General features: G+C 55.3%; 27 protein-coding genes, 5 tRNA genes and 1 riboswitch. Of the genes, 13 read left to right on the top strand and 19 right to left on the bottom strand.

Annotated elements, in window-relative coordinates; translation table 11 throughout:
- Positions 1-444: 444 nt before the first annotated feature.
- The 4 genes from LCH64_RS04530 to LCH64_RS04515 all read right to left on the bottom strand — a co-directional run bounded on the left by LCH64_RS04530 (position 445) and on the right by LCH64_RS04515 (position 1,526).
- On the bottom strand, positions 445-771 hold the full coding sequence (locus tag LCH64_RS04530; protein WP_226499612.1) for a hypothetical protein: 327 nt from the start codon (positions 769-771) through the stop codon (positions 445-447).
- Positions 768-1,013, bottom strand: coding sequence for a hypothetical protein (locus tag LCH64_RS04525; protein ID WP_226499611.1), 246 nt, complete (start codon positions 1,011-1,013; stop codon positions 768-770). Before LCH64_RS04525 ends, LCH64_RS04530 begins: the two co-directional genes overlap by 4 nt.
- Positions 1,010-1,195, bottom strand: a complete 186-nt coding sequence (locus LCH64_RS04520; RefSeq protein WP_226499610.1) for a hypothetical protein — start codon at positions 1,193-1,195, stop codon at positions 1,010-1,012. The genes LCH64_RS04525 and LCH64_RS04520 overlap by 4 nt, the downstream gene beginning before the upstream one ends.
- Positions 1,196-1,298: 103 nt before the next feature.
- Positions 1,299-1,526 carry a hypothetical protein gene (locus tag LCH64_RS04515; RefSeq protein ID WP_226499609.1) on the bottom strand — a complete coding sequence of 76 codons (228 nt, stop codon included), beginning with the start codon at positions 1,524-1,526 and terminating at the stop codon, positions 1,299-1,301.
- A gap of 547 nt (positions 1,527-2,073) precedes the next feature.
- On the opposite strand from LCH64_RS04515, the gene LCH64_RS04510 reads away from it, so the two are divergent.
- On the top strand, positions 2,074-3,924 hold the full coding sequence (locus LCH64_RS04510) for a hypothetical protein (protein ID WP_226499608.1): 1,851 nt from the start codon (positions 2,074-2,076) through the stop codon (positions 3,922-3,924).
- A 253-nt stretch (positions 3,925-4,177) separates the two neighbouring features.
- Here LCH64_RS04510 and LCH64_RS04505 read toward each other — a convergent pair whose 3' ends face one another.
- The gene (locus LCH64_RS04505; RefSeq protein WP_226499607.1) at positions 4,178-4,576 is read right to left on the bottom strand and encodes a hypothetical protein; all 399 of its coding nucleotides are present in this window, start codon (positions 4,574-4,576) and stop codon (positions 4,178-4,180) included.
- 784 nt (positions 4,577-5,360) lie between these two features.
- Between LCH64_RS04505 and LCH64_RS04500 the strand changes: the two genes are divergently transcribed.
- From LCH64_RS04500 to LCH64_RS04475, 6 genes are read left to right on the top strand one after another with little or no spacing between them, the layout of a single operon-like run.
- Positions 5,361-5,777 (top strand): DUF5681 domain-containing protein, encoded by a 417-nt coding sequence (locus LCH64_RS04500; protein WP_150647854.1) that lies wholly within the window; start codon positions 5,361-5,363, stop codon positions 5,775-5,777.
- Positions 5,774-6,205: a hypothetical protein gene (locus tag LCH64_RS04495; RefSeq protein WP_226499606.1), complete on the top strand. Its 432-nt coding sequence runs from the start codon at positions 5,774-5,776 to the stop codon at positions 6,203-6,205. The genes LCH64_RS04500 and LCH64_RS04495 overlap by 4 nt, the downstream gene beginning before the upstream one ends.
- Positions 6,192-6,404 (top strand): hypothetical protein, encoded by a 213-nt coding sequence (locus tag LCH64_RS04490; protein ID WP_226499605.1) that lies wholly within the window; start codon positions 6,192-6,194, stop codon positions 6,402-6,404. Before LCH64_RS04495 ends, LCH64_RS04490 begins: the two co-directional genes overlap by 14 nt.
- Before the next feature lie 4 nt (positions 6,405-6,408).
- Positions 6,409-7,242: a hypothetical protein gene (locus LCH64_RS04485; protein ID WP_226499604.1), complete on the top strand. Its 834-nt coding sequence runs from the start codon at positions 6,409-6,411 to the stop codon at positions 7,240-7,242.
- Positions 7,243-7,294: 52 nt separating this feature from the next.
- Entirely contained in the window at positions 7,295-7,657 is a 363-nt protein-coding gene (locus LCH64_RS04480) for a hypothetical protein (RefSeq protein WP_226499603.1), read from the top strand.
- Positions 7,658-7,659: 2 nt separating this feature from the next.
- The gene (locus LCH64_RS04475) at positions 7,660-8,244 is read left to right on the top strand and encodes a tail assembly protein (RefSeq protein ID WP_226499602.1); all 585 of its coding nucleotides are present in this window, start codon (positions 7,660-7,662) and stop codon (positions 8,242-8,244) included.
- Positions 8,245-8,601: 357 nt separating this feature from the next.
- On the opposite strand, the gene LCH64_RS04470 is transcribed toward LCH64_RS04475, so the two are convergent.
- Positions 8,602-9,258 carry a DUF4145 domain-containing protein gene (locus LCH64_RS04470; RefSeq protein ID WP_226499601.1) on the bottom strand — a complete coding sequence of 219 codons (657 nt, stop codon included), beginning with the start codon at positions 9,256-9,258 and terminating at the stop codon, positions 8,602-8,604.
- A gap of 175 nt (positions 9,259-9,433) precedes the next feature.
- Between LCH64_RS04470 and LCH64_RS04465 the strand changes: the two genes are divergently transcribed.
- Positions 9,434-10,051 carry a recombinase family protein gene (locus LCH64_RS04465; protein ID WP_226499600.1) on the top strand — a complete coding sequence of 206 codons (618 nt, stop codon included), beginning with the start codon at positions 9,434-9,436 and terminating at the stop codon, positions 10,049-10,051.
- Positions 10,052-10,099: 48 nt separating this feature from the next.
- On the opposite strand, the gene LCH64_RS04460 is transcribed toward LCH64_RS04465, so the two are convergent.
- The 3 genes from LCH64_RS04460 to LCH64_RS04450 form a co-directional block, all read right to left on the bottom strand.
- Positions 10,100-10,384, bottom strand: a complete 285-nt coding sequence (locus LCH64_RS04460; RefSeq protein ID WP_226499734.1) for a HigA family addiction module antitoxin — start codon at positions 10,382-10,384, stop codon at positions 10,100-10,102.
- Between the two features lie 16 nt (positions 10,385-10,400).
- Complete coding sequence (locus LCH64_RS04455; RefSeq protein WP_226499599.1) at positions 10,401-10,679, bottom strand: type II toxin-antitoxin system RelE/ParE family toxin; 279 nt, start codon at positions 10,677-10,679, stop codon at positions 10,401-10,403.
- A gap of 225 nt (positions 10,680-10,904) precedes the next feature.
- Positions 10,905-10,981: transfer RNA gene (locus tag LCH64_RS04450), tRNA-Arg, on the bottom strand.
- Positions 10,982-11,275: 294 nt separating this feature from the next.
- Between LCH64_RS04450 and LCH64_RS04445 the strand changes: the two genes are divergently transcribed.
- Both LCH64_RS04445 and LCH64_RS04440 read left to right on the top strand, forming a co-directional pair.
- Positions 11,276-11,506, top strand: a complete 231-nt coding sequence (locus LCH64_RS04445) for a hypothetical protein (protein WP_226499598.1) — start codon at positions 11,276-11,278, stop codon at positions 11,504-11,506.
- 20 nt (positions 11,507-11,526) lie between these two features.
- Positions 11,527-11,706 carry a PA3371 family protein gene (locus tag LCH64_RS04440; protein WP_003227249.1) on the top strand — a complete coding sequence of 60 codons (180 nt, stop codon included), beginning with the start codon at positions 11,527-11,529 and terminating at the stop codon, positions 11,704-11,706.
- On the opposite strand, the gene phnN is transcribed toward LCH64_RS04440, so the two are convergent.
- Positions 11,681-12,250 carry a phosphonate metabolism protein/1,5-bisphosphokinase (PRPP-forming) PhnN gene (gene phnN, locus LCH64_RS04435; RefSeq protein WP_003227252.1) on the bottom strand — a complete coding sequence of 190 codons (570 nt, stop codon included), beginning with the start codon at positions 12,248-12,250 and terminating at the stop codon, positions 11,681-11,683. The two genes, LCH64_RS04440 and phnN, sit on opposite strands and share 26 nt — an antisense overlap.
- A gap of 389 nt (positions 12,251-12,639) precedes the next feature.
- Between phnN and LCH64_RS04430 the strand changes: the two genes are divergently transcribed.
- Positions 12,640-12,966, top strand: coding sequence for an Arc family DNA-binding protein (locus LCH64_RS04430; protein WP_003178899.1), 327 nt, complete (start codon positions 12,640-12,642; stop codon positions 12,964-12,966).
- Between the two features lie 224 nt (positions 12,967-13,190).
- Here LCH64_RS04430 and mgtE read toward each other — a convergent pair whose 3' ends face one another.
- Positions 13,191-14,633, bottom strand: coding sequence for a magnesium transporter (gene mgtE, locus LCH64_RS04425; protein ID WP_003227256.1), 1,443 nt, complete (start codon positions 14,631-14,633; stop codon positions 13,191-13,193).
- Positions 14,634-14,954: 321 nt separating this feature from the next.
- Here mgtE and LCH64_RS04420 point away from each other — a divergent pair, with 321 nt between their 5' ends.
- The gene (locus tag LCH64_RS04420; RefSeq protein ID WP_226499597.1) at positions 14,955-15,473 is read left to right on the top strand and encodes a cell envelope protein SmpA; all 519 of its coding nucleotides are present in this window, start codon (positions 14,955-14,957) and stop codon (positions 15,471-15,473) included.
- 18 nt (positions 15,474-15,491) lie between these two features.
- Here LCH64_RS04420 and LCH64_RS04415 read toward each other — a convergent pair.
- The 8 genes from LCH64_RS04415 to ltaE all read right to left on the bottom strand — a co-directional run bounded on the left by LCH64_RS04415 (position 15,492) and on the right by ltaE (position 21,603).
- Positions 15,492-15,568: transfer RNA gene (locus LCH64_RS04415), tRNA-Arg, on the bottom strand.
- 72 nt (positions 15,569-15,640) lie between these two features.
- Positions 15,641-15,717, bottom strand: a tRNA-Arg gene (locus LCH64_RS04410).
- 71 nt (positions 15,718-15,788) lie between these two features.
- A tRNA-Arg gene (locus LCH64_RS04405) sits at positions 15,789-15,865 on the bottom strand.
- Positions 15,866-15,972: 107 nt separating this feature from the next.
- A tRNA-Ser gene (locus LCH64_RS04400) sits at positions 15,973-16,063 on the bottom strand.
- A gap of 62 nt (positions 16,064-16,125) precedes the next feature.
- A complete protein-coding gene (gene csrA / locus LCH64_RS04395) occupies positions 16,126-16,314 on the bottom strand; it encodes a carbon storage regulator CsrA (RefSeq protein WP_002554426.1) in 189 nt (62 codons plus the stop codon).
- A gap of 187 nt (positions 16,315-16,501) precedes the next feature.
- On the bottom strand, positions 16,502-17,743 hold the full coding sequence (locus tag LCH64_RS04390) for an aspartate kinase (protein WP_003227260.1): 1,242 nt from the start codon (positions 17,741-17,743) through the stop codon (positions 16,502-16,504).
- Between the two features lie 90 nt (positions 17,744-17,833).
- Positions 17,834-20,452 carry an alanine--tRNA ligase gene (gene alaS / locus LCH64_RS04385; protein ID WP_226499596.1) on the bottom strand — a complete coding sequence of 873 codons (2,619 nt, stop codon included), beginning with the start codon at positions 20,450-20,452 and terminating at the stop codon, positions 17,834-17,836.
- Positions 20,453-20,598: 146 nt separating this feature from the next.
- Complete coding sequence (ltaE, locus tag LCH64_RS04380; RefSeq protein WP_226499595.1) at positions 20,599-21,603, bottom strand: low-specificity L-threonine aldolase; 1,005 nt, start codon at positions 21,601-21,603, stop codon at positions 20,599-20,601.
- Positions 21,604-21,880: 277 nt separating this feature from the next.
- A riboswitch (FMN riboswitch) is annotated at positions 21,881-22,051 on the top strand.
- Between the two features lie 101 nt (positions 22,052-22,152).
- Between ltaE and LCH64_RS04375 the strand changes: the two genes are divergently transcribed.
- Positions 22,153-22,662 carry a 6,7-dimethyl-8-ribityllumazine synthase gene (locus LCH64_RS04375; RefSeq protein ID WP_003227266.1) on the top strand — a complete coding sequence of 170 codons (510 nt, stop codon included), beginning with the start codon at positions 22,153-22,155 and terminating at the stop codon, positions 22,660-22,662.
- Positions 22,663-22,695 lie beyond the last annotated feature (33 nt).

Genomic DNA, 22,695 nt, shown 5'->3' with positions numbered 1-22,695 from the left:
AATTTCTAGTCCAGAAAATGGACTGCACCAGTCCAGAAAATGGACTCACATTTTCCGGTTACGTCCGGTTGTTCCAGAGCCTAGAAATACCAGTCCAGAAAATGGACTGCTTTAGCCGATTTCAAGGGTTTTGTGAGTCCAGAAAATGGACACCTTTATAAATTACCATCCCCATAGGGGGTTTTAGATGATCCAGAACTTCAAGCAAGGTCGCTGTATTGGCATGGACTACAGGCAGTGTGCGCAGGCTGGTGGAATGACATTCCTTGTCGTCGATTGGTTGCCTTGGACTGCCGCGGGTTACTGCCGTGAATGCGCGCGCTCACTCCGACCAGATCTGATAGCGATCTTCGAAAGCTCGCGACGGGGTTGATACCCTGATGGAAAAAGGCACCACCCCGTTGCAGGGTAGTGCCTTCGATATTACGAAGCTTTCGTAGTTTTTCAGTCGATGTCTGTAGGAGCGAACTGCTCAGCACCAGCCCGCAGTGAACGCAGACCAAGCACCGCCGCCCGGGCCACTCGGTCGATGAAGCCCGTTTCCAGACTTGTGCAGCGCCCTCCCATTCCCACGATCGCGAATTGGATCGCATGGAACGCCTCTGTTTCGTCGTAGGCGGCCAACTCGGCAATCTCGGCATCGAAGCAGGCGATACCCTTCTCCCAGTCCCCAGGCACGCCGTAGTTGTACCGCGGCCAATTGATAAGGCGACCGGCATCATCGCGTTGCGTGAAGCTCAGGTCGTCCCGTGATCGAATAGAGGCGCTCATTGGGCCACCTCCGCCGCGTCGAGCGCCTTCTGCATCTGCTCGACTTCGCTGTCGACGTAGTTCGCCCAGTCGTAGCCAAGGAAGCTGCCGAGGCTAGCCAGCTCTTCGACGTCGTGCGACTTGCCGTGCTTCAGGTCCTTCGTGATCGCGTTGAACAGCACCCGCATATTGTTGATGCGTTCGTGTGTAGCGCGCAGTAGTTCAAGGGCTTCGTCGGCGATACGGGCGGCTGGCTGGTTCATTGCGCACCCCCTACGCAGATTCCGCAGAATGGCGCGGCGCTTGGCAAAACCTTCAGGCTGATGTCGCCGAGGATCTTCAATGGCGCCAACTGGGCCAGCTTGATATTGGCCGGCAGCACCATGGTGGTGATGACCTGGCCGTGCGCGTCCAAAATTTGGATGGTATTCTGCCTAAATTGCATGACGTGTACCTTCAAGTGTCGTCGTGTAATCGCCAGGCCGCTGTTGACGCAGCGGCTTGGCACCTCTTCTCTGATGGCTCAATCTGAGCCACCGCTTCACCCGTTACTGCTTGCTCTTCTCGCTGATCCAGCCCGCCGCCCAGCTCAAGGGGTCTTTCGACTCCATCGGCTCAAGTGGCTGCCCTGCCCGCGCTGCCATGATCCCCTCCCTTGCTGTTTCTTCGTGAATCCACACCGTAGTGTGCTTGTATCCCTCGGCGATCCTGCGTGCCTTGAGATCTCTCTGGCGCTCGTTGCTGGTCTTGGGTGTCGTTCTTTTGACTTCGGTCATCTGGCATCTCGTTTGTACTAACGTTGACAGCATACTTACACAAGGTTAGTACTAACGCAATGGAGGGATGCAAAAAAATTACCCCCCCCAGATGCGCGGACTTTTGCTCACATCTGGATTACAGATCTGAAAGTGGGAATTCCCGCTTTGCTGTTCGGTGCCGGGCTCGCCGACACTTTCGCGAGAAGGTCGTAAAAGGCGTGGAGACTTACACCGGTGGTGGAAGTCTTGGTGTTCCACCATTGGTGGCGCATCGAGGTTTCCACCACTGGTGTGATCCCCTCAACACTGAGGAGATTACAACCGCATCTCTCGAATGACCTGGCGTGGATCACTGCGTTGCCTTATAGCGGGCTAAGATACGCCCATACCTTGGATCTGGAAGAAAGGCAAAAAATCAGCGTCTTATTGTAATCAGCAAGGCTTCTGTGTTGCATCTAGCATTTAGACTAGTCAAAAATCAATAAACTCTGCTTTCCAGCTTAAGAGTGACTATGCTTCATGACCATAACCAAGATAAAAATCAAAAATCGCTGAGGAAAAGCTTATGTCTATAGATTACGAAGGATGGTGTAGGCGGATTGATCTTGATTTCCGCTCGAAATACCCTTACTTCACAACAACCATATATAAAATAGAAAAAAACAATTTCCTCATAAAAGTGAATCAAGACACAGAAAACAAGGAGCAGCTTGTTCACATATTTGACGACAGCATCCGCTACTTAACTGCTCCAGTGCATTTGACCTGGGAAGAACCACACAAATACGAATCAACAATCGCAAACATTAGCGACAACCAAATACCTTCAAACTTCGAAGGATTACCCTTTACCACTGAGCAAATTTACAATCATCTGGCCTGTGCCTTCCCCACGATAGAAGTCAGTTCAATCAAGGAAGATTTTGATCGAAACATTTTCATCCTTACGCTAAAAGGAGAACCTTCATCAGATCAAATTCTAAATCTCACAGAAAAACTAAAACTCCTTAAACCTCTCATGAATTTTGAAGTTACAACAGGAGGAGTTACCGAAGCAAAAGGCGGACCTATCGGTGAAGTGTTTTTTATAGGCCCAGCATCAGCAGCAAAATCAATGAACTGCGTCTTTTTGGAGAGGGACGAAAATCTTTGGTTTGAAAAGCTCGAAGATATCTACGAAGGGAAATACAAAAAAAACGACCTATATTTTATAGAAAGCAAAAAAACATCCTGCCTTGCCAACTTTTCGAAGTTTAAAAACTGCAACTTAAGAAGCCTCATTCTTCTTTACGACATCGTATACTGCGTTTTACCACTCAAAGAAAACATGTCTTCCTTTCTAAGAGAGCAACGCATTACAAAAGATGACATCCTTCATCTAATTTCTAAAGGGCGAATCAAAATTCTAAACTTACAGCCGGAGTCGCGCTTAGACTACGGCTTTATCAATGAGGCTTATCAAGAAAATAACAACGCGGTAGTAAGCCGGCGGGCTCTAGCCGCCTTGTGCGCTATTGACTTGGTATCTATAAATAGCTCCTACGTTCTAAGCGATCCCGCAATCGACCACCTAATACACCCTTTCATTATGGAGGTATCGAAAGCAACTGGGCAGAATGCCGACCAAATAGCGAATTATCTGCTATGGCCAAAGCAAGCGTTACGCTCTAGCTTTAACACTCTAAACGAAGCCGGCCCGATGGGTGTCGCGCGATATGGCGTTAACAAACCAATCTCAAATAGCTTGCCAAGTGAGTTTAAAGAAAAACTAGAATTTGAATTTGTAGTAAATAGTGACCAGATACATCTAGCACATGCACTTGATGCAACGTACTTCCCATTTTATACCGAAGGAGAGGACTATACCGACCATCCTTTCGCGCTAGCCATGGGAAACACACTAAATTTTTATAAAAACAGCACCTACAACACAATAAATGACTTCAACATACTTACCACCACCAAGGAGCAAGGCAACCCTACACTTGACTTAATATCAACATTTCAAGTTAATGATTTTATATCAATACAGGAATACGAAAGCGAAATATCTAGCTCAGTACTACGACAAGGGATGGCATCTCTATTTTCCGAGCTTTCTTCACTTAGTACCGAGGATAGGTCCCTACGAGTTACTCAGTACAACAAAGATTTGGCCGCAGCACTTTCCACAAAGAAAAAAACACAACACGCACTAGACCTAGGAATAGACACGGCAGGCTGTTTCATCCCGTTCCTATCGACAATAATAAAGTACAGCGACATGGCAAAAAACAAAATTATTGAAAAAATGCCCGCCATAAGACAAGTCACAGAACATATACAACTCAAATCACTACCAAAAAGCAATGACAAGAAAAACATCTCAATACTTTCACAAGTTAATAGAGTCGCGAAACTTAGCAAGCCACAATAGACCTTAACAAAACCCTCTTGTTCAAGAAGGTGAACAAGAGGGTTCAACAGTTAGATTTCAGTGTTAGGTCAGGCCTCGACATCATGATGCCTCCCAATGATAGAGACTCACATTCATCTTTCGGCAGCTTCCTCATACGCGATGCGCTGGTCAAACCAGCAACGGCTGCGTTCCGTCTCGCATCATCGTTAACTCTTCATCATCCGATCGAAGCGAAGCCTGACAGCAGGCTGGAGCAGGCACACTACAAAAATCACTTGTTAGAGTCGACGCCGCTTCCGATCAGGAAATTCTGATAAATCTCCTCGGGGCATGGATTCCCGGTGAATTTGATGATTCGCTTGGTCACCCGGCGACCTTCACCACCGAGCCCGGCAGTGATGCCCTCCTCCTTCGCACTGACCCCCAAGTGTCCTTTGCCCGTGGTGTCGTAATATTCCTCAATTTGGACTTCTTCCGCACAGGCTATCCTAAGCGCAATTGCCTGCTCCTGCTGAGCTTTGGCCTGGGCCATAACGATGCTGGCCATTGTTTCTGCTTGCAGCTTTGCGTGGTTAAGCTCTTCTGGAGCTTCGGTTTTGATGCTGATGCCAGAGACGGTTTTCAGGATGAGTTCGATCGCTGATCCGGTAATGCCAAGGTAAGAGAGCATCGCAATTTTTCCCAAGTAGTTTGAGACTGTTTCGGCTGCGCCAAATGAACCTTAAGGTAAAGCTGGCAAATCGTCTCGCCAGGATGAACCGACTGGAATGTTCCCAGATTTGAAATCCCCGCCCCTCATGGGTATTTCACCAGTGGTGGATCACGACGATTGAGAAAAGGTCTCCACCGGTGGTGTAAACCTTCCCTCGCTAATGCAGAAGCCTGTAATTGGTACGCGACACGTTTTCAGATCCCGCAAAACGTGTCGCGACACCTGCCCTACCAAAATGGGATGACAGGTCCGCCCCCCAGCGGGGGTTGGATCGTTCAACTTCCCCCATTGGGGGTACTTCCTCAATTTGAGGAAAAGTCCCACCACTCCACCGTAACCTCCTGCACCACAGGATGACTGGGCCGAAAACTCGGCCGTGTATCACTTTGGCTGTCGTTCACTTACTGCAACAAAAATTCCCCTTTCTCGTCCGGCAAAACCAACTGTTTCCGTCCCATTCAGTCCCGTTCCGTGTAGCACATTAGGTGCACCCAAAAAACACTGGATATAAGATCAGATCATGCCTAATGTGAGTTTGAAGCTTATTCAAATCCACTTGAGGTCATCCCATGAACACAGCCAAGACCGCTCGAGGTCGACAACACAAACCGACTCGCTCAGAGGTAGCCGCGGCGTGGGGTCGCCTGCGCGACGCTGCCAGCGAAGGAAGCATCCAGGCATCCGCCCTCCTCATCGCGCTTGCGGAAAACAAACCGGTCATTGCCATGGAATCTCCCACCGCATGACTGAGCGCGACAAGAGCGGGAAATGGAAGCCCGGGCAGTCAGGCAACCCAGGTGGACGCTCCGGGCAAACACAGGAGCTTCGCGCTCGACTTGCCGAGGGTGCGGACGCAGTTACGAAGAAGGTGCTCACGGCTGCCAAGAAGGGCGATATGCAGGCTTGCCGACTGATTCTTGAGCGCCTTGTCCCGCCAATCAAACCGACCTCCGAGCCGGTGCAATTCGAACTCGACGATACGGACCTACCGAGCGCAGCCAAGTCAATCATGCGTGCAGTTGCCGGCGGACAACTCGCGCCCGACCAGGGTAAGTCGCTCATCGAAGGCTTGAGCGCCGTAGCCCGGGTGATAGAGGTCGCTGAGCTTCAAAAGGCCGTCGAAGAACTCCGCACGCAAATGGAGGGAATGCAGCAATGAGCATCAAGTCATTGAAAGCAGAACTGCAAAGGATCGCCCAAAAGATCGGCGCCGCAGATGAAACAGTGCTGCTGATTGTGCTCGCGGTGATCCGAGCAAATACCAGAGAGATCCAAGCGGAAGAAGACTTCCCGAAAACCGCTGGGCATCAAGTCGACTATCGAATTCAGGGGCGGAATGTATCGCTGTTCTTCCCCTTCGCAGAGATGGATAGCGACCAAGGTGAGCAAATGGCGAAAGCCATCATTCTTCACACTCGACAAATTGAGCGCGCCGGCCGGACAGCTCAAGTCGGCATTCTCGATATGCGCGTCGCACCCGAGGAAGGGGCTTGGATCGTTACCTGGCCTCCTGAAGGTGTCTCGGTTGAGCAGCACGCTGCAGAGCATTACCAGCGGATCGTTGAGGTGCGCAATGAACATCCGTGACCAAATCGCCCGACTGAAGCAGGCGGCCGGCGACTCCCAATTTAGCAGCGACGTTCGGCAGATCAGTCAGCTGATGGACGAGTTGAGCGCCGAAGCCGTTGGCGGTGCCGCCGCCATCGGGGAAGTCTCTCTTCTCGATGTTTTCAACGCATCTACATCCTCGACCGTCCTACCCCTATCCCAAACAATCCAAAGGTAACGCAATGAAAATCGGCAAACGCTCAGTTCTCAAGGTCGGCCTGGCCAACCTCCACTACTCCGAATACGAGCACTCTCGCATTGAGGCTCACACCTTCTCTATCCAGCGTCCGGACGGGACCAAAGGAGTATGGCAAGCCGGCGGTTTGATGAAGTCCGCTCGCCAGCTTCAAACACTGGCGCTGGAGACCTTCAAAGACTTCGGCGAAGAGATCGTCTCGATCCGGGAAAACAAAGATTTCAACTCGTCCGCGATCGAGCGATTGAGCAAAGAAAAAATCGAGGCTGTTTCAACCGCGCTCCTTCCAGCTATGCAGTCAGTTGCAAAGGATATGCGCACACTCGCAGAAACCGTCACCCAAGGCTTCTCCCCAGTCACTCCGCGCGCGAGTAGTGACATCGCGGGCTTTCTCGCAGACCAAGAGCTGAGAGCGCTTGTGCGCGAACTCAGTCCAGAAGAGCGCCGCAACCTCATGTCTGAGGCTCGTCAAGGTGGCCATCCCGATATCGTCGAAGCAGTGTTGAGAGCAAACCCGATGCTCTCTGGCCTCAACTCTGAAGCAGCAGCGAGCCTTTCCCGAGCAGGCATTGCCGCCTCCCGCGCTGATGACCTTGAAGCTCTTCGCCAAATGCTGGCCGTCTACGACGATGTACTTGCTACCACTTCGCAGGTCGGCGTATCGCTCAGTGGAATGGTTGCGAACTCAACTGGCTATGCAGGTCGATTTGAAAAGTGGCGATCGGGTTGTGACGGCTCAGAGGCGTTGCGCGCTTGGCTGGAAAAGATCCCAGCTCGAGGCAAGCCGAAGGCTGCAGAGGAAGAATCCGAAGCCGCGTAAGCGGTTCGACTTGCGGCCGTCACGGTGCGGCCGCCAACTGGGAGCAAATACCTTGACCACTTACCAGGAACGCTTCGCCGAGGCGTGCAAGACAACCCGCTTTGCACCCTACACGCTGAAACAAGGCCCTGACTCCGGTTACGTCGTGTGGGATGTCCAGCACGTCCGCGACGGCCAGAAGGTGATGATTGACGGGCCGTTCTTTACCGAAGAAGAAGCCCGGGTGTCGGCCGATCTTCTTCGGGGCACCTTCCGCGGTGCCAGGGCCTACCAGGGGATTTACGACCGGATCTGGAACTACGACCCGCGGCACGAACAGGTAACTGTGGACCAAGCGCAAATGTCGCGCTCGCTGCTCGGCATACGACTGGGTGTTGAAGCCCCCAACGACAGCGCCCAGAGCGCCAAGGAGTAACCATGGTTATGGCCACCAACTACGGCACCAAAACGCGAATCTTGCTCAGTGGATCGGCCGGAAAGATGTTCGGGCGCGAGCACATTTACGAGCTTGCCACAGGTGATACGCGAGAAGCGGTGAAGGCTATCGACGTTAACTATCCAGGATTCGCGAAATACCTCGCTGATGCAAAACGAAATGGTCTCGAGTTCGCCGTGTTCCGGAATCGGAAGAACATCGGCGAGAAGGAGTTGAAGCTGGGTGGAGCTCAAGAGATCCGGATCGTCCCGGTAATTGCAGGGAGCAAGCGTGCAGGTTTGTTCCAAACTGTACTTGGCGTCGTTCTGATCGCCATGAGCTCAGTAACGAACGGCGCGACATTAGCACCAGGGATTGCACTTGCCGCCGGCGGCGTCATTCAAATGCTAAGTCCACAGGCTACCGGCCTGAAACAAAGTGCATCCCCTGAAAACGCTCCGTCTTACGCGTTCGGCAGCGCGAAAAATACAACCGCCAGCGGCAATCCTGTGCCGATCTGCATCGGTGAGCGCCGGTGGGGCGGCATAATTATCTCGGCATCGATTCACGCGGAGGATAAAACATAACCACACCCTCCATATGTCATGCAGGATAGTCCTCCCAGCCAGGCCCTCCGTAAGGAGTCTTATCCAGCTCGGGAAAATCCGTGGTCCACTCCCCCCAATCCATGTACTCATAATACTTAGTCATCGCTTCGAAACGGCTTGCCGCTTCAACTTCCCAAACCAGCTTCGAGCCGGGCTCAAGGAGGGCGCGCGATTCATCTCCATGAGGCCCAGAGTGACAGAACAGCTGTAAGCCATCGGGTTCGAGCCATAATTCATGATTCAAAGTTCATCCTCATTTGCCTGAATGAGACATTCGCTGGACGCTATTAGAACGTCAACCTATGCGTATTTAGATGGGAGCAAAACTGCTCACATCTAGATCTTTGATTTATCCCGTTTCTCAATCGCAAGACGAGCCTTTTCAGGGAGATTTGCGAAGCGATTGAGAGTTTTTTTAGGCCGACTGATCCGCGCTTCAACTATGAAGTTGATCATTTCGAACAAAACGAGGACGCTATCCTGATCATCTTCCAGGTTCATCTCTAGTGGATGCACAGCGTTATTTCCCGTCACCCTAATCACATCAAGAGCCTGCTGAACGTGAGCGTCCAGCCCTGCTGCAACCAGCGTCTTGATATCGGTATCAATGTGCTCGCCCTTGCCACCTATGTGTGCCAATAGCTTTTGGAGGCAAAGCCTCAACAGTGCCGCCGCGCCTCGCGGGGATTTGGCACACGTCTCTCTCGCCTCTTCAAAATCTCGCTTGCAGTCCTCAGGCAGATGCTCGTGCGCTTCCGGAGCCGGCAAGATATCTGGATACACCAACTCTCCATCTTCCAATTCTGTATCAAACCGCTTCCACACACTCTCTTTCCGACAGTGAGTACAAGTGCATAAATAAAAAACTGTTTGGTAAGGATTGTCATACGGGTGAGCGATCAGAGGCTCCCACCTCATCGACGTCAAGGTTGAGCAGAAAATGCACGTATAAGCCCTGGACTTGAATTTAGGTGGAACATTTTCACCAGCCATACAGATTCCTTCCTAGCGTGCGCGCTTATCAATCACACATTGTAGTACTGCAGCATCAGGGTATGCCTGAGCTGATACGCGCAAATTCGTGTTTATTTGCGCGTTTCGCTTGATAAGTGACACTCATAGTGCAACAGTATTAGTAGAACACCTTAACTGATACGGACAGCACATCATGTTCATCCGCGCATACCTCCGAGCATCGACCGAAGAGCAAGACGCCGGCCGCGCCCGGGCTTCGCTCGAGCAATTCGCCAGCGACCACAACAAGGTGATTGCGAGTGTGTACCTGGAGAACGCCAGTGGCGCATCGGCAGATCGGCCTGAGCTGCTGCGCCTGCTCAAAGATGCGCGCAAGGGTGACGTCCTGCTGGTGGAGTCGATAGACCGCCTCTCGCGACTTCCTGTGGAGGACTGGCAGAAGCTGAAGTCGGCGATCGACTCCAAGGGCCTGCGCATCGTGGCGCTCGACCTGCCGACCAGCCACCAGGGAATGCAGGAGACAAAGGGCGACGAGTTCACCGGTCGGATGCTGGGCGCGATCAATTCCATGCTGGTGGAAATGATGGCGGCGATCGCGCGCAAGGATTACGAGCAACGCCGCGAACGGCAGGCCCAGGGTATCGAGAAGGCGAAAGCCGCAGGCAAGTACCAGGGTCGCCCAGTCGACGAGGATCTACACAAGCGCGTTTCGGAATTGCTCGGCGCCGGCCTGGGCATTCGCGCTACAGCTCGCCACGCCAACTGCTCGACAACGACAGTTCTACGGATAAGGGATTTGGCTAAGGTCTGAGTACAAAACAAAAAGCCCTGCAAGTGCAGGGCTTTGGCTTCCTAAGTATCAGACGGGCTCTAGCCGAGTGATGTCTGGATGCTCACGACTTTTTGCTTCCCACAGATCATAAGCAGACTGCATCGCCAGCCACTGGCGGCCGCTGCTCAGTCCGGCCATTTCCAAACGAAACGCCATCTCAGCGCTTATGCTGGTGTGCCCATTAAGGACAGTAGAAAAGTGCGCGCGCGAATAGCCCAGGTGCTCAGCTAAATCTCCAACACCCATTTTCAATGCCGGAAGCACGTCTTCGCGTAAGATTTCCCCAGGGTGGGGCGGATTGTGCATAGGCATAGTCATTACCCTCCTGTCAGTGGTAATCGCAATAATCCAAAAGCTCAACATCTGAGCCGTTGAATTGGAAGATCACGCGCCAGTTGCCTGAAACTGTGACCGACCAGAAACTCGCCAGGTTCCCCTTGAGTTGATGCAAGCGATAGCCCGGAATGTCCATATCACTCGGTTTAACAGCGACGTCAAGAGCACCAAGGATACGGATCAAGCGAGCAGCGTGCTCGGCCTGAATACCCCGGGTCGTCCGTGTTAAGAAAAAGTCCCGAAGGCCCTTATGCTTGAAGGTCGTTATCATGATCGGAGTGTAGGGTGGGGCCGAACACCCAGCAAGGCAACGCCCCATTGATTGTTGCTATGGGGAGCAACATGAATGTCGAAAGCTTGAAATACGTGGCGATTCGCTCATTCACGGATAAAAACTTCGACGGCTGCGCCAGTCGTTTCTGATCCTCCTGCTGCCACCCTGCTGTCACAGAGAAAAAACGAAGAATGCAGAAATGCTGGAGAGGCCCGGAATATATGGTGTCCCAGGGCAGGTTCGAACTGCCAACCTTCCCCTTAGGAGGGGGATGCTCTATCCAATTGAGCTACTGAGACACTGAGTTATCGCGGCCGGACACGGCGCGACGGACGGCGTGCATGTTAACGGCCGGCCCTTGATTTGTCATGTCGTCCGTGGGCTTTTTAAGTGTAGGCAGGCGCCTTGCAATGCTGCGGGAACATTTACCGTGCAATTTGCACTCCCCAAAAAAGCCATCATTGCAGATTGCAACCCGCGCCTTATGAAAAACCCTTCCAAATGCTTGTTTTTAAAGGACTTCACAGCGGTTAGACTGTTGGCACGACGGCTGCTATGTCTGTTCTCATAACAGAACAAACGGAGTCCGCCCCATGAACAGCACTCTCCTGCTCGCAAACGCAATCGCACTGGCGGTTTTGGTTGGCTTTCATTTTGTCCCAGAGAGTGCTGAACCCGTTGCTCAGCGTATGCCGCATTACTTGCAGGTGCAGAAAGCGCCGCAGTGGGCGGTGCTGAGCAATCAGAGCGACTTCGCGGCGCAGGCGGTCAATGAGCCTGAGCAAGCACTGCCGACGCGCGACACCGAACGTCTGGTTTTTTGAAATATCTTCAGGAGTACAGCATGTCCAAATCAGCCGCAGGGTTTCTGATCCTCGCCTTATTGAGTGGCGTTGTGCATTTTTCGCTGTTCGAGGAAACCGCAGTCACCCTTCCCCTGATTGGCTGCGGCGTATTTGCAGTGTTGTTTGTGCTGGCCCTGGTGGCCGGGCGCAAGATCAAATTTGATCCGGTGCTGCGTTAAGCCGGATCAAGTTCAGCAGTTGCTTAACGGCGTCCGCCAAGTCGCCCGAGTTGTCGATCAGATGCACGGGCAAATCAGTTGCCCTTCTGTCCTTGAACAGCGCATTGCGCGCCAGCCTCGCATCAATCTGCTCAGGCGTCTCCCGACCACGCCTGAGCAGGCGTTCACGCAAGACTTCGTCCTTGACCGTCAGCAGCACCGGCAGCAGTGTCGGGTAGCGCTCAAGCGCCTGACGCAGGTTGGCGCGTGAGCCGTTCACCAGTACGCGTCGCCCGGCACGCAACCATTCGTCCATTTCTGCCGGGATGCCATAAGCCAGCCCATTGGCGTGCCAGGCCAGCGAGAAGCCCCCCGCTTGCTGGCGTCGCTCGAACTCTTCGGGCGTCACGCCGATAGCGTCCTCGCCCACGGATTCCGCTGATCGGGTAATTACTCGACGCATGACTTCGCAGTTCAACTCGCGCAAAGGCTCACGCGCGGCCTCGATCAGGCTGTCCTTGCCTGAACCGGAGGGCCCCATCAGATAAATAAGCTTGCCATCCATCCTGAAAACGCCCTCCGGCCGGTGTTTGCCCCTAGTAAATCGGCAAATTGCCACTATCCTGTACAGGTAAGGAACAAGGATCGAAAGCCGCATAGCATGCACGTTCTGACGTCTTTGGACATCAACAGATGTGTACCCGGAAGCGGTCGTTGATGCGGACCAAGGCAAAGTTTTCAAACCAGTCCGCATTTCTGATAATTGGTGCTGGCATTACGCCTTTACCCAGCTCAATATTTGTCACAGAATTGACGCCAATGATCTGGCAATTTTGAGGCATGATGCGGGCCTCTTAACAATTCAGGTTGAACCATTTGGCGCGGATGCTTGTCCTACCACACATCCTGCGGCCAATCCCGAGAACCGCTCCCCTGAACTAACCGGTTAAATATATGCGCCCATTGAAACAGGCAATTTATTCCAGCCGTACGGCTGACAAGTTCGTCGTACGTCTGCCAGACGGGATGCGTGAACGCATTGCCGAGGTGGCTCGCAATCATCATCGCAGCATGAACTCCGAAATCATTGCGCGCCTTGAGCAGAGTCTTATTCAGGAAGGTGCACTGGGCGAAGAGTTGAGCATGCGCCTGGACAGCCCTGAGCTTTCGCTGCACGAGCGTGAGCTGCTGCAACGCTTCCGTCAGCTGTCGCACCGTCAACAGAACGCTCTGGTGTCGCTGATCGCTCACGACGCCGAAATGGCCGCAGACGCGTCCTGAGCCACACCGAACATCTCAAGCCAGCTTAAGTGCTGGCTTTTTTTTGCCCGGATTTTAATAACGACAATCCGAGGTAGACCTGTAATGAGGGGATTTATCCCCGATGGTACCAAGGCCTCTCCTGGGGTCGCTGCGCAACCCATCGGGGATAAATCCCCTCGCCACAGATAAATACACAGACACAAAAAAGCCCGCCAATTGGCGGGCTTTTGCATTGCACAGAATCAGAGCAGGAAGATCGTCGCCAACCCCAGAAAGATGAAGAAGCCACCGCTGTCGGTCATGGCCGTGATCATCACACTGGCGCCCATCGCCGGGTCGCGCCCCATCTTCGCCAGCGTCATCGGGATCAGCACCCCCATCAACGCTGCGAGCAGCAAATTGAGGGTCATCGCCGCCGTCATTACCACGCCCAGCGACCAACTGCCGTAGAGCAAGTAAGCGACCACACCGATCACCCCGCCCCAGACCAGACCGTTGATCAATGCCACCGCCAGTTCCTTGCGCATCAGGCGCGAGGTGTTGCCCGTGCTGACCTGGTCGAGCGCCATGGCGCGCACGATCATGGTGATCGTCTGGTTACCGGAGTTACCGCCAATACCCGCCACGATCGGCATCAGCGCCGCCAGCGCCACCAGTTTCTCGATCGAGCCTTCGAACAGGCCGATCACCCGCGAAGCGACGAAGGCAGTGATCAGGTTGATTGCCAGCCACGCCCAGCGGTTGCGCAGGGATTTCCAGACGGAGGCGAAGATGTCTTCCTCTTCCCGCAGACCCGCCATGTTGAGGACTTCGCTTTCGCTCTCCTCACGAATCAGGTCGACCATTTCGTCAATGGTCAGACGGCCGATCAGCTTGCCGTTCTTGTCGACCACCGGGGCCGAGATCAAGTCGTAACGTTCGAACGCCTGAGCAGCGTCATAGGCGTCTTCGTCCGGGTGAAAACTCACCGGATCGCTGGCCATGACTTCAGAAACCTGTTTGTCCGGATCGTTGACCAGCAGACGCTTGATCGGCAGCACACCCTTGAGCACACCGTCGTAATCGACGACGAACAGTTTATCGGTGTGCCCCGGCAATTCCTTGAGACGGCGCAGGTAACGCAGAACCACTTCGAGACTGACATCCTCACGGATGGTCACCATCTCGAAGTCCATCAGCGCACCGACCTGCTCCTCGTCATAGGACAGGGCCGAACGCACGCGCTCGCGTTGTTGCTGATCTAGCGTCTCCATCAGCTCATGGACGACGTCTCGCGGCAGCTCGGAGGCCAGGTCAGCAAGTTCGTCGGCGTCCATGTCCTTGGCCGCAGCCAGGAGCTCGTGATCGTCCATGTCGGCGATCAGCGTTTCACGAACGGAGTCGGATACTTCGAGAAGAATGTCGCCGTCGCGATCAGCCTTGACCAGTTGCCAGAGCGTCAGACGGTCGTCCAGCGGCAAGGCTTCAAGGATGTAGGCAACGTCGGCGGAGTGCAGATCATCGAGTTTGCGTTGCAGCTCGACGAGGTTCTGCCGGTGAACCAGGTTCTCGACCCGGTCGTGATGCGCGCCTTCCTGGCGATGAGTCAGGTCTTCGACGACCTTCTGGCGCTGCAGCAGCTCAACGACCTGAGCCAGGCGATCCTGCAGGCTTTCCTGTGTTTTCTTTACTTCGATTTCGGACATAGGCGAACTCCACTCCCAGCAGCGGGGCACGCCGGAAGGATCAATCAGTCAATTCATGATTGGTGAAACGGGTTACTGAGTAACTACTGGGTAAGTCCATGGAGGTTTTCCATAAGCCCCGGCGGGGCTGACGGGCGCAATGATACACCGCCTGACAGTTTTAAACGTTAAAAAATCGCGGTCGAAACAAGCGCTTGCGCGACAAAGCTGAGCACTGTCCTGACCCGTGCAGATGCGACGACTCATCTTGAAAAGAAAACACACCGGCGCTGAAAAATGTAGCGACTACCCTTGAGCGTAGATCGTCATGGAGGACGTCGAATGCTATCCAGAACATTCCGTTTTGTAGTCGCCAGCCTGCTCTGCCTGCCGCCCGCCGGGGTTGCCAACACCCTTCACCGCTGCGAAGCACCCGACGGCGGCATCACCTTCACCACCCTGAGTTGTGCGAACGATGAGCAGCGCTCGCTGCAGCAAGTTAAGCCCTACTCGCCCGGATCTGTCGTGCCGATCATGCCGGAACACAACCACGAAGAAATATCCGGTATGACAATCAGGGGACGTGAACCAGGCATCGTTGGCCGCCTGGAGGATAAATGCGGCAACCTGATCAATGCCAGGCAGCGCCGCGCGGCGATCATCAATCAACGAGTGATTGCCGGCATGAGCCAACAGGATGTTGAAAGCGCTCTGGGCAAACCGGACAAGGTGAATATTCGAACGTCGACGACGAGCTATCGATACGACCTGAAACGAGGCCGCAGTGCTCAAGTCGATTTTGATGAGAAGGGCTGCGTGAAAGGAAAAGCCAAATCGCAGACAACAAAAAGCCCGCGTTAAACGCGGGCTTCTTGAATATGGTGCACTCGACAGGATTCGAACCTGTGACCGCTCGGTTCGTAGCCGAGTACTCTATCCAGCTGAGCTACGAGTGCATTTTGTGTTTTTAGACCAGACCACAACTGGTTGAAGCCGAGTTGCCTGTATTGCTACAAACAACTCTTAAATGGTGCACTCGACAGGATTCGAACCTGTGACCGCTCGGTTCGTAGCCGAGTACTCTATCCAGCTGAGCTACGAGTGCATTTGTGTTTTTAAACCAGACCACAACTGGCTGAAGCCGAGTTCTTTATATCGCTATAAACAACTCTTAAATGGTGCACTCGACAGGATTCGAACCTGTGACCGCTCGGTTCGTAGCCGAGTACTCTATCCAGCTGAGCTACGAGTGCATTTGTTGCGCCGCATTATAGCCCGTCTAATCTCTATTCCAACCACTTTTTCTAATAAATTCAACAACTTACAGAAAAAGCCAGATTACAACGTACTAAGCAAATAATGGCGGAGAACGGGGGATTCGAACCCCCGACACCCTTTTGAGGTGTACTCCCTTAGCAGGGGAGCGCCTTCGGCCACTCGGCCAGCTCTCCGCAACACGGGGCGTATATTAACCACCTTCTTCCCCGTTTGCAAACATAAAAATCGATAAAAATTAATGGCTTGGTTCTTCGTCCTTCTCTTTCTTTATACGCAGGTAAATTTCCTCACGGTGCACGGCAACCTCTTTCGGGGCGTTGACGCCGATACGCACTTGATTTCCTTTGACGCCGAGCACGGTCACGGTGATTTCGCCATCACCGATAATCAGGCTTTCTGCGCACCGACGAGTCAGAATCAGCATACCTTTCTCCTCACGCATTTCATTTCAGGGACAACAGTCTGCAAAAAAAAGGCACCCGACCTACAACCGGAGCGATCGTAGCCCTACATGCCTGAGTATTGACCAGCGCGAGCAAAAGAACAGTTCAGGGGCTCGCGCCATTCAAAAATAAAGGGCGCGGTCAGACCGCGCCCTTCAGATGACCGGATTACTCGCCCTGACGGGCCGGAGCGTCCAGTTCGAAAGCCGTGTGCAGAGCGCGCACAGCCAGTTCCAGGTACTTCTCTTCGATCACCACGGAAACCTTGATTTCCGACGTCGAGATCATCTGGATGTTGATGCTTTCCTTGGCCAGGGATTCGAACATGCGGCTGGCCACGCCTGCGTGGGAACGCATGCCGACGCCGACGATCGAGACCTTGGCAATCTTGGTGTCGCCCACCACTTCCCGGGCACCGATCTCGCGAGCGGTGTTTTCCAGCACGGTCTGTGCGGCTTGGTAGTCGTTGCGGTGCACGGTGAAGGTGAAGTCGGTGGTGTTATCGTGCGCAACGTTCTGCACGATCATGTCGACTTCGATGTTCGCGGCACTGATCGGGCCGAGAATCTTGAACGCCACGCCCGGGGTGTCTGGCACGCCACGGATGGTCAGCTTGGCTTCATCGCGGTTGAAAGCGATGCCGGAAATGATCGGCTGTTCCATGGTTTCCTCTTCATCAATAGTAATGAGGGTGCCCGGACCCTCCTTGAAGCTGTGCAGTACGCGCAGCGGAACGTTGTACTTGCCGGCGAATTCCACCGCGCGGATCTGCAGCACCTTGGAACCGAGGCTGGCCATTTCCAGCATCTCTTCGAAGGTGATCTTGTCCAGACGCTGGGCGACCGGCACCACACGCGGGTCAGTGGTGTAGACACCATCGACGTCGGTGTAGATCTGGCACTCGTCAGCCTTCAATGCCGCCGCCAGTGCCACGCCCGTGGTGTCGGAACCGCCACGACCGAGGGTGGTGATGTTGCCGTGCTCGTCGACGCCCTGGAAACCGGCGACAACCACCACGCGACCTGCTTTCAGATCACCGCGAATCTTCTGGTCATCAATCTGCAAGATACGCGCTTTATTGTGCGCACTGTCCGTCAGGATCCGCACCTGATTACCGGTGTACGACACCGCCGGCACACCGCGCTTAATCAGCGCCATGGCCAACAGGGCAATCGTCACCTGCTCACCGGTGGAGACGATCACGTCCAGTTCACGCGGAACCGGTTGCGCGTCGCCACTGATTTGCTTGGCCAGATCGATCAGACGGTTGGTTTCGCCGCTCATTGCAGACAGCACAACCACCAGGTCATCGCCGGCATCGCGGAATTTCTTAACCTTGTCGGCGACCTGCTCGATTCTCTCGACAGTACCGACCGAGGTGCCTCCAAATTTCTGTACGATCAAAGCCATTTCAAAGCCGCCTCTGCCCATGAAGGGCGCCCAATAATCACTCGAACAGCCGCCGGGCCCGCCACTAGACTGCAGGCCCGACGGGCCGTCTTATAAACCCTGCTCGACGAATGGAACGGTCAGCGCCAGTGCGCCATCCAGTGCGCCGGCGTCGACACCGCCGCCCTGCGCCATGTCCGGACGACCACCGCCCTTCCCGCCCACTGCCGCAGCAGCCTGTTTCATCAAATCACCGGCTTTGAGTTGGCCAGTCAGGTCCTTGGTTACACCGGCAACCAGTACGACCTTTTCCTCATGGACACTGCCGAGCAGGATCACTGCGCGGCCGAGTTTGTTTTTCAGCTGATCGACCAGCGCCAGCAGCGCCTTGCCATCCTGACCATCCAGACGTGCGGCCAGAACCTTCACGCCCTTGACGTCGACTGCCGAGTTCGACAGATCGTCGCCCGCGGCGCTGGCAGCCTTGGCCTGCAACTGCTCGAGTTGCTTTTCCAGCGCGCGGTTGCGCTCCAGCACGGCCGACAGCTTGTCGATCAGATTGTCGCGGCTGCCCTTGACCAGGTTGGCCGCTTCCTTGAGTTGTTCTTCTGCAGCGTTCAAGTAGGCCAGTGCCGCAGCACCGGTGACTGCCTCGATACGACGCACGCCCGATGCCACACCGCCTTCGCTGATGATTTTCAGCAGGCCGATGTCGCCGGTACGGTTGGCGTGGATACCGCCGCACAGCTCGACAGAGAAATCGCCGCCCATGCTCAGCACGCGCACGTTGTCGCCGTACTTCTCGCCGAACAGCGCCATTGCGCCTTTCTGCTTGGCGGTTTCGATGTCGGTTTCTTCGGTTTCAACCGCGGAGTTCTTGCGGATCTCGGCGTTGACGATGTCTTCCAGCGCTTTGATCTGCTCCGGCTTGATCGCTTCAAAGTGGCTGAAGTCGAAGCGCAGACGCTGGCTATCCACCAACGAACCCTTCTGCTGAACGTGCTCGCCCAGTACCTGACGCAGCGCAGCGTGCAGCAAGTGGGTGGCCGAGTGGTTCAGCGAGGTCGCGTGACGCACTTCGGCATCCACGTGAGTTTCCACCGGAGCGCCAATGGTCAGGCTGCCGGAATCCAGCACGCCGTGATGCAGGAATGCGCCGCCGGTCTTGGTGGTGTCACGGACGTCGAAACGCGCGTTGCCCGCCTGCAGGAAACCGCAGTCGCCGATCTGGCCGCCGGATTCAGCGTAGAACGGCGTCTGATTCAGCACGATCACCGCCTCTTCGCCTTCACTCAAGACGTCGACCGACTGGCCATCTTTATAGATAGCGACGATTTTTGCCGAACCGCTGGTGTCGGTGTAACCGGTGAACTCGGTGGCCACATCAACCTTGACCAGCGTGTTGTAGTCCAGACCGAACGAACTGGCGGAACGCGCACGAACACGCTGAGCTTCCATTTCACGCTCGAAGCCGACTTCGTCGACCGTCAGGCCGCGCTCGCGAGCGATGTCGGCGGTCAGGTCCATCGGGAAACCGTAGGTGTCGTAGAGTTTGAACACCACGTCGCCCGGCACCACGGTGCCTTTGAGTTCCAGCAGATCCTGTTCGAGGATCTTCAGGCCGTGCTCCAGGGTCTTGGAGAACTGTTCTTCTTCGGCCTTGAGTACGCGCTCGATGTTGCTCTGCTGCTTCTGCAGTTCCGGGAAGGCTTCGCCCATCTCGGCGACCAGCGCGGCAACGATCTTGTAGAAGAAGCTGCCGGTGGCGCCCAGCTTGTTGCCGTGACGGCAGGCGCGACGAATGATCCGGCGCAGCACGTAGCCGCGGCCTTCGTTGGACGGCAGCACGCCGTCGGCGATCAGGAAACCGCACGAACGGATGTGGTCGGACACCACTTTCAGCGACGACTGATCGCCATTTTCGCAGCCGATGGCTTCAGCCGAGGCCTTCAGCAGGTTCTTGAACAGGTCGATGTCGTAGTTGGAATTGACGTGCTGCATCACCGCACTGATCCGCTCCAGGCCCATGCCGGTGTCGACCGACGGCGCTGGCAACGGATGCAACACGCCATCGGCGGTGCGGTTGAACTGCATGAACACGTTGTTCCAGATCTCGATGTAACGGTCGCCGTCTTCTTCCGGCGAACCCGGTGGGCCGCCCCAGATGTGGTCGCCGTGATCGTAGAAAATCTCGGTGCATGGGCCGCACGGGCCGGTATCGCCCATGGTCCAGAAGTTGTCGGAGGCGTAAGGCGCGCCTTTGTTGTCGCCGATACGGATCATGCGCTCGACCGGCACGCCGATCTGCTTGGTCCAGATGTCATACGCTTCGTCGTCGGAGGCGTAGACGGTGACCCAGAGTTTTTCCTTCGGCAGTTTCAGAACGCCGGTCAGGAAGGTCCAGGCGAAGGTAATCGCGTCGTGCTTGAAATAGTCACCGAAGCTGAAGTTACCGAGCATTTCGAAGAATGTGTGGTGACGAGCGGTATAACCGACGTTTTCCAGGTCGCTGTTCTTGCCACCGGCACGCACGCACTTCTGGCTGCTGGTTGCGCGGGTGTACGCGCGCTTTTCCTGACCCAGGAAGCAGTCCTTGAACTGGTTCATCCCCGCGTTGGTGAACAGCAGGGTTGGGTCGTTGCCCGGAATCAAAGAGCTGGAGGCTACACGGGTGTGGCCTTGCTCTTCGAAGAAGCGAAGGAAGGCTTCACGGATTTCTGCGCTTTTCATTAGGTTCTTCCACGGAGGCTGCGGCCAAAGGCCTGTACGAAACGTCAACAGACGAAACGACGGCAAAGGGCCGCATTATATCGGCCCTTCGCGTGGGGTACAGCGTGTTTATACGATAGTAACGGTCAATTGGGCGGCTAACGCTGTCACTTGCGCGAAAACTCGACGAATGTCGCGATCACTTGCTCGATTTGCGAGCGACTGACGTCCATGTGCGTGACCATGCGCAAGCGCGCCGCGGCGCTCAACTTGATCCCGCGTTCGGCGGCAAACGCCTTGAGCGCTTCAGCCTGATCGCCCATTTGCACGTAAGCCATGTTGGTCTGCACCGGCTCGACGCTGAACCCGGCCTCGCGCAAGCCTTCAGCCAAAAACTGTGCGTTGGCATGGTCATCCGCCAGGCGCTCGATATTGTGATCCAGCGCATACAGCCCCGCCGCCGCGAGCAACCCGGCCTGACGCATGCCGCCGCCAACCATTTTGCGCAGACGCCGGGCCTTGCCGATCAGTTGCTCAGTGCCACACAGCACCGAACCGACCGGCGCGCCGAGGCCCTTGGACAGGCATACCGACACCGAATCGAAATGCCGGGTGATTTCCCGGGCACCCACCCCGAGCTTGACCGCCGCGTTGTACAGCCGCGCGCCGTCCAGGTGCAACTGCAACCCATGGTCCTGAGTGAATTGGCGCGCGCGGGCCAGATACTCCAGCGGCAGCACCTTGCCCTGCATGGTGTTTTCCAGCGCCAGCAGACGGGTACGGGCGAAATGGAAGTCGTCCGGCTTGATCGCTGCCGCCACGTGAGCCAGATCCAGCGAACCGTCGGCCTGCACTTCCAGCGGCTGCGGCTGGATCGAACCGAGCACCGCCGCGCCACCGCCCTCGTACTTGTAGGTGTGCGCCTGCTGGCCGACGATGTATTCGTCACCACGCCCGCAGTGCGCCATCAGGCCCAGCAGATTGCTCATGGTGCCGGTTGGCACGAACAGCGCGGCGGCAAAGCCCAGGCGTTTTGCCAGTTCCGCCTCCAGACGATTGACCGTCGGATCTTCGCCGTACACGTCATCACCGGTGGCCGCCGCAGTCATCGCGTCGAGCATGGCAGGAGTCGGTTGGGTGACGGTGTCGCTGCGAAGATCGATAACGCTCATGAACCTGGCCTCAGAGTCAGCAGGGGAAATCCCTTTTCGAAGGTGAATTACTGCGGTCATGGCGCCGATTAATCAACCCTTGAGTGAGAAAAAGCACATTACTTATTGAAAGGACGCAACCCAATGTGGGAGCGGGCTTGCTCGCGAAAGCGGTGTGTCAACCAATCAATTTGCTGGCTGACACACCGCCTTCGCGAGCAAGCCCGCTCCCACAGGTTCTGTGCAAGGCCGGAAAATCTGTGATAAAAACGCTGCGCCGCCCGAGAAAGGGCGGCAAAAACGTTCTCAGGGCGGGGTGTAATTCCCCACCGGCGGTAATTGCGCGCAATGCGCATAGCCCGCGAGCGCTTGGCGACGACACGGCATTGGCGGTGATCGGCGGCAAGGTCAGCAGACCCGGTGTGATTCCGGGGCCGACGGTCATAGTCCGGATGAAGAGAGAACGGGATTGACGCCAAAGGGCCGCCCGCGCGCTTGTGTGCTCGTGCGTACCCTTGAATCCCTTTCGATTCATAACGCCCTGTTTTTCACACAAACAGGAGTCAGAACATGCAACCCACCGCTATCGACAGCAAAACCAAACACCCTCACGGCGAGCGCGTTGCGTTCATCCAGGCCTGCTGGCACAAGGAAATCGTCGACCAGAGCCGTAAAGGGTTCGTCGCCGAAATGCTGGCTCAGGGTTATCAGGAATCGGACATCGATTTCTTCGAAGTCGGCGGCGCCTTTGAAATGCCGCTGCACGCCAAGTTGCTGGCCAAGACCGGTCGTTATGCCGGCATCGTCGCGGCTGCGCTGGTCGTGGACGGCGGCATCTACCGTCACGAGTTCGTTGCCCAGTCCGTGGTCAGCGGCCTGATGCAGGTGCAGCTGGAAACCGAAGTGCCGGTGTTCTCGGTGTCCCTGACCCCGCACCACTTCCATGCCGGTGAAGAACATCAGAAGTTCTTCTTCGAGCACTTCGTGCACAAGGGTCAGGAAGCGGCGAGAACTTGCGCGGACACGCTGCAGAAGGTTCGTGCGCTGCGTCGTACAGAGCCACGTGCAGTCGCCGTCTGATCACGAAACCAAACCTGTAGGAGTGAGCCTGCT

Source organism: Pseudomonas sp. MWU16-30322, assembly GCF_020515535.1.
Classification (GTDB): Bacteria; Pseudomonadota; Gammaproteobacteria; order Pseudomonadales; family Pseudomonadaceae; genus Aquipseudomonas; species Aquipseudomonas fluorescens_H.
Note: the sequence above shows the minus strand (reverse complement) of the source record. Positions and strands in the feature narration are given on the sequence as shown.

Bases quoted from the DNA above. Each gene is read 5' to 3' on its own strand.
- LCH64_RS04530 (WP_226499612.1), bottom strand. From the start codon at position 771: ATGAGCGCCTCTATTCGATCACGGGACGACCTGAGCTTCACGCAACGC.
- LCH64_RS04525 (WP_226499611.1), bottom strand. From the start codon at position 1,013: ATGAACCAGCCAGCCGCCCGTATCGCCGACGAAGCCCTTGAACTACTG.
- LCH64_RS04520 (WP_226499610.1), bottom strand. From the start codon at position 1,195: ATGCAATTTAGGCAGAATACCATCCAAATTTTGGACGCGCACGGCCAG.
- LCH64_RS04515 (WP_226499609.1), bottom strand. From the start codon at position 1,526: ATGACCGAAGTCAAAAGAACGACACCCAAGACCAGCAACGAGCGCCAG.
- LCH64_RS04510 (WP_226499608.1), top strand. From the start codon at position 2,074: ATGTCTATAGATTACGAAGGATGGTGTAGGCGGATTGATCTTGATTTC.
- LCH64_RS04505 (WP_226499607.1), bottom strand. From the start codon at position 4,576: ATGCTCTCTTACCTTGGCATTACCGGATCAGCGATCGAACTCATCCTG.
- LCH64_RS04500 (WP_150647854.1), top strand. From the start codon at position 5,361: ATGACTGAGCGCGACAAGAGCGGGAAATGGAAGCCCGGGCAGTCAGGC.
- LCH64_RS04495 (WP_226499606.1), top strand. From the start codon at position 5,774: ATGAGCATCAAGTCATTGAAAGCAGAACTGCAAAGGATCGCCCAAAAG.
- LCH64_RS04490 (WP_226499605.1), top strand. From the start codon at position 6,192: ATGAACATCCGTGACCAAATCGCCCGACTGAAGCAGGCGGCCGGCGAC.
- LCH64_RS04485 (WP_226499604.1), top strand. From the start codon at position 6,409: ATGAAAATCGGCAAACGCTCAGTTCTCAAGGTCGGCCTGGCCAACCTC.
- LCH64_RS04475 (WP_226499602.1), top strand. From the start codon at position 7,660: ATGGTTATGGCCACCAACTACGGCACCAAAACGCGAATCTTGCTCAGT.
- LCH64_RS04470 (WP_226499601.1), bottom strand. From the start codon at position 9,258: ATGGCTGGTGAAAATGTTCCACCTAAATTCAAGTCCAGGGCTTATACG.
- LCH64_RS04465 (WP_226499600.1), top strand. From the start codon at position 9,434: ATGTTCATCCGCGCATACCTCCGAGCATCGACCGAAGAGCAAGACGCC.
- LCH64_RS04460 (WP_226499734.1), bottom strand. From the start codon at position 10,384: ATGCCTATGCACAATCCGCCCCACCCTGGGGAAATCTTACGCGAAGAC.
- LCH64_RS04455 (WP_226499599.1), bottom strand. From the start codon at position 10,679: ATGATAACGACCTTCAAGCATAAGGGCCTTCGGGACTTTTTCTTAACA.
- LCH64_RS04445 (WP_226499598.1), top strand. From the start codon at position 11,276: ATGAACAGCACTCTCCTGCTCGCAAACGCAATCGCACTGGCGGTTTTG.
- LCH64_RS04440 (WP_003227249.1), top strand. From the start codon at position 11,527: ATGTCCAAATCAGCCGCAGGGTTTCTGATCCTCGCCTTATTGAGTGGC.
- phnN (WP_003227252.1), bottom strand. From the start codon at position 12,250: ATGGATGGCAAGCTTATTTATCTGATGGGGCCCTCCGGTTCAGGCAAG.
- LCH64_RS04430 (WP_003178899.1), top strand. From the start codon at position 12,640: ATGCGCCCATTGAAACAGGCAATTTATTCCAGCCGTACGGCTGACAAG.
- mgtE (WP_003227256.1), bottom strand. From the start codon at position 14,633: ATGTCCGAAATCGAAGTAAAGAAAACACAGGAAAGCCTGCAGGATCGC.
- LCH64_RS04420 (WP_226499597.1), top strand. From the start codon at position 14,955: ATGCTATCCAGAACATTCCGTTTTGTAGTCGCCAGCCTGCTCTGCCTG.
- csrA (WP_002554426.1), bottom strand. From the start codon at position 16,314: ATGCTGATTCTGACTCGTCGGTGCGCAGAAAGCCTGATTATCGGTGAT.
- LCH64_RS04390 (WP_003227260.1), bottom strand. From the start codon at position 17,743: ATGGCTTTGATCGTACAGAAATTTGGAGGCACCTCGGTCGGTACTGTC.
- alaS (WP_226499596.1), bottom strand. From the start codon at position 20,452: ATGAAAAGCGCAGAAATCCGTGAAGCCTTCCTTCGCTTCTTCGAAGAG.
- ltaE (WP_226499595.1), bottom strand. From the start codon at position 21,603: ATGAGCGTTATCGATCTTCGCAGCGACACCGTCACCCAACCGACTCCT.
- LCH64_RS04375 (WP_003227266.1), top strand. From the start codon at position 22,153: ATGCAACCCACCGCTATCGACAGCAAAACCAAACACCCTCACGGCGAG.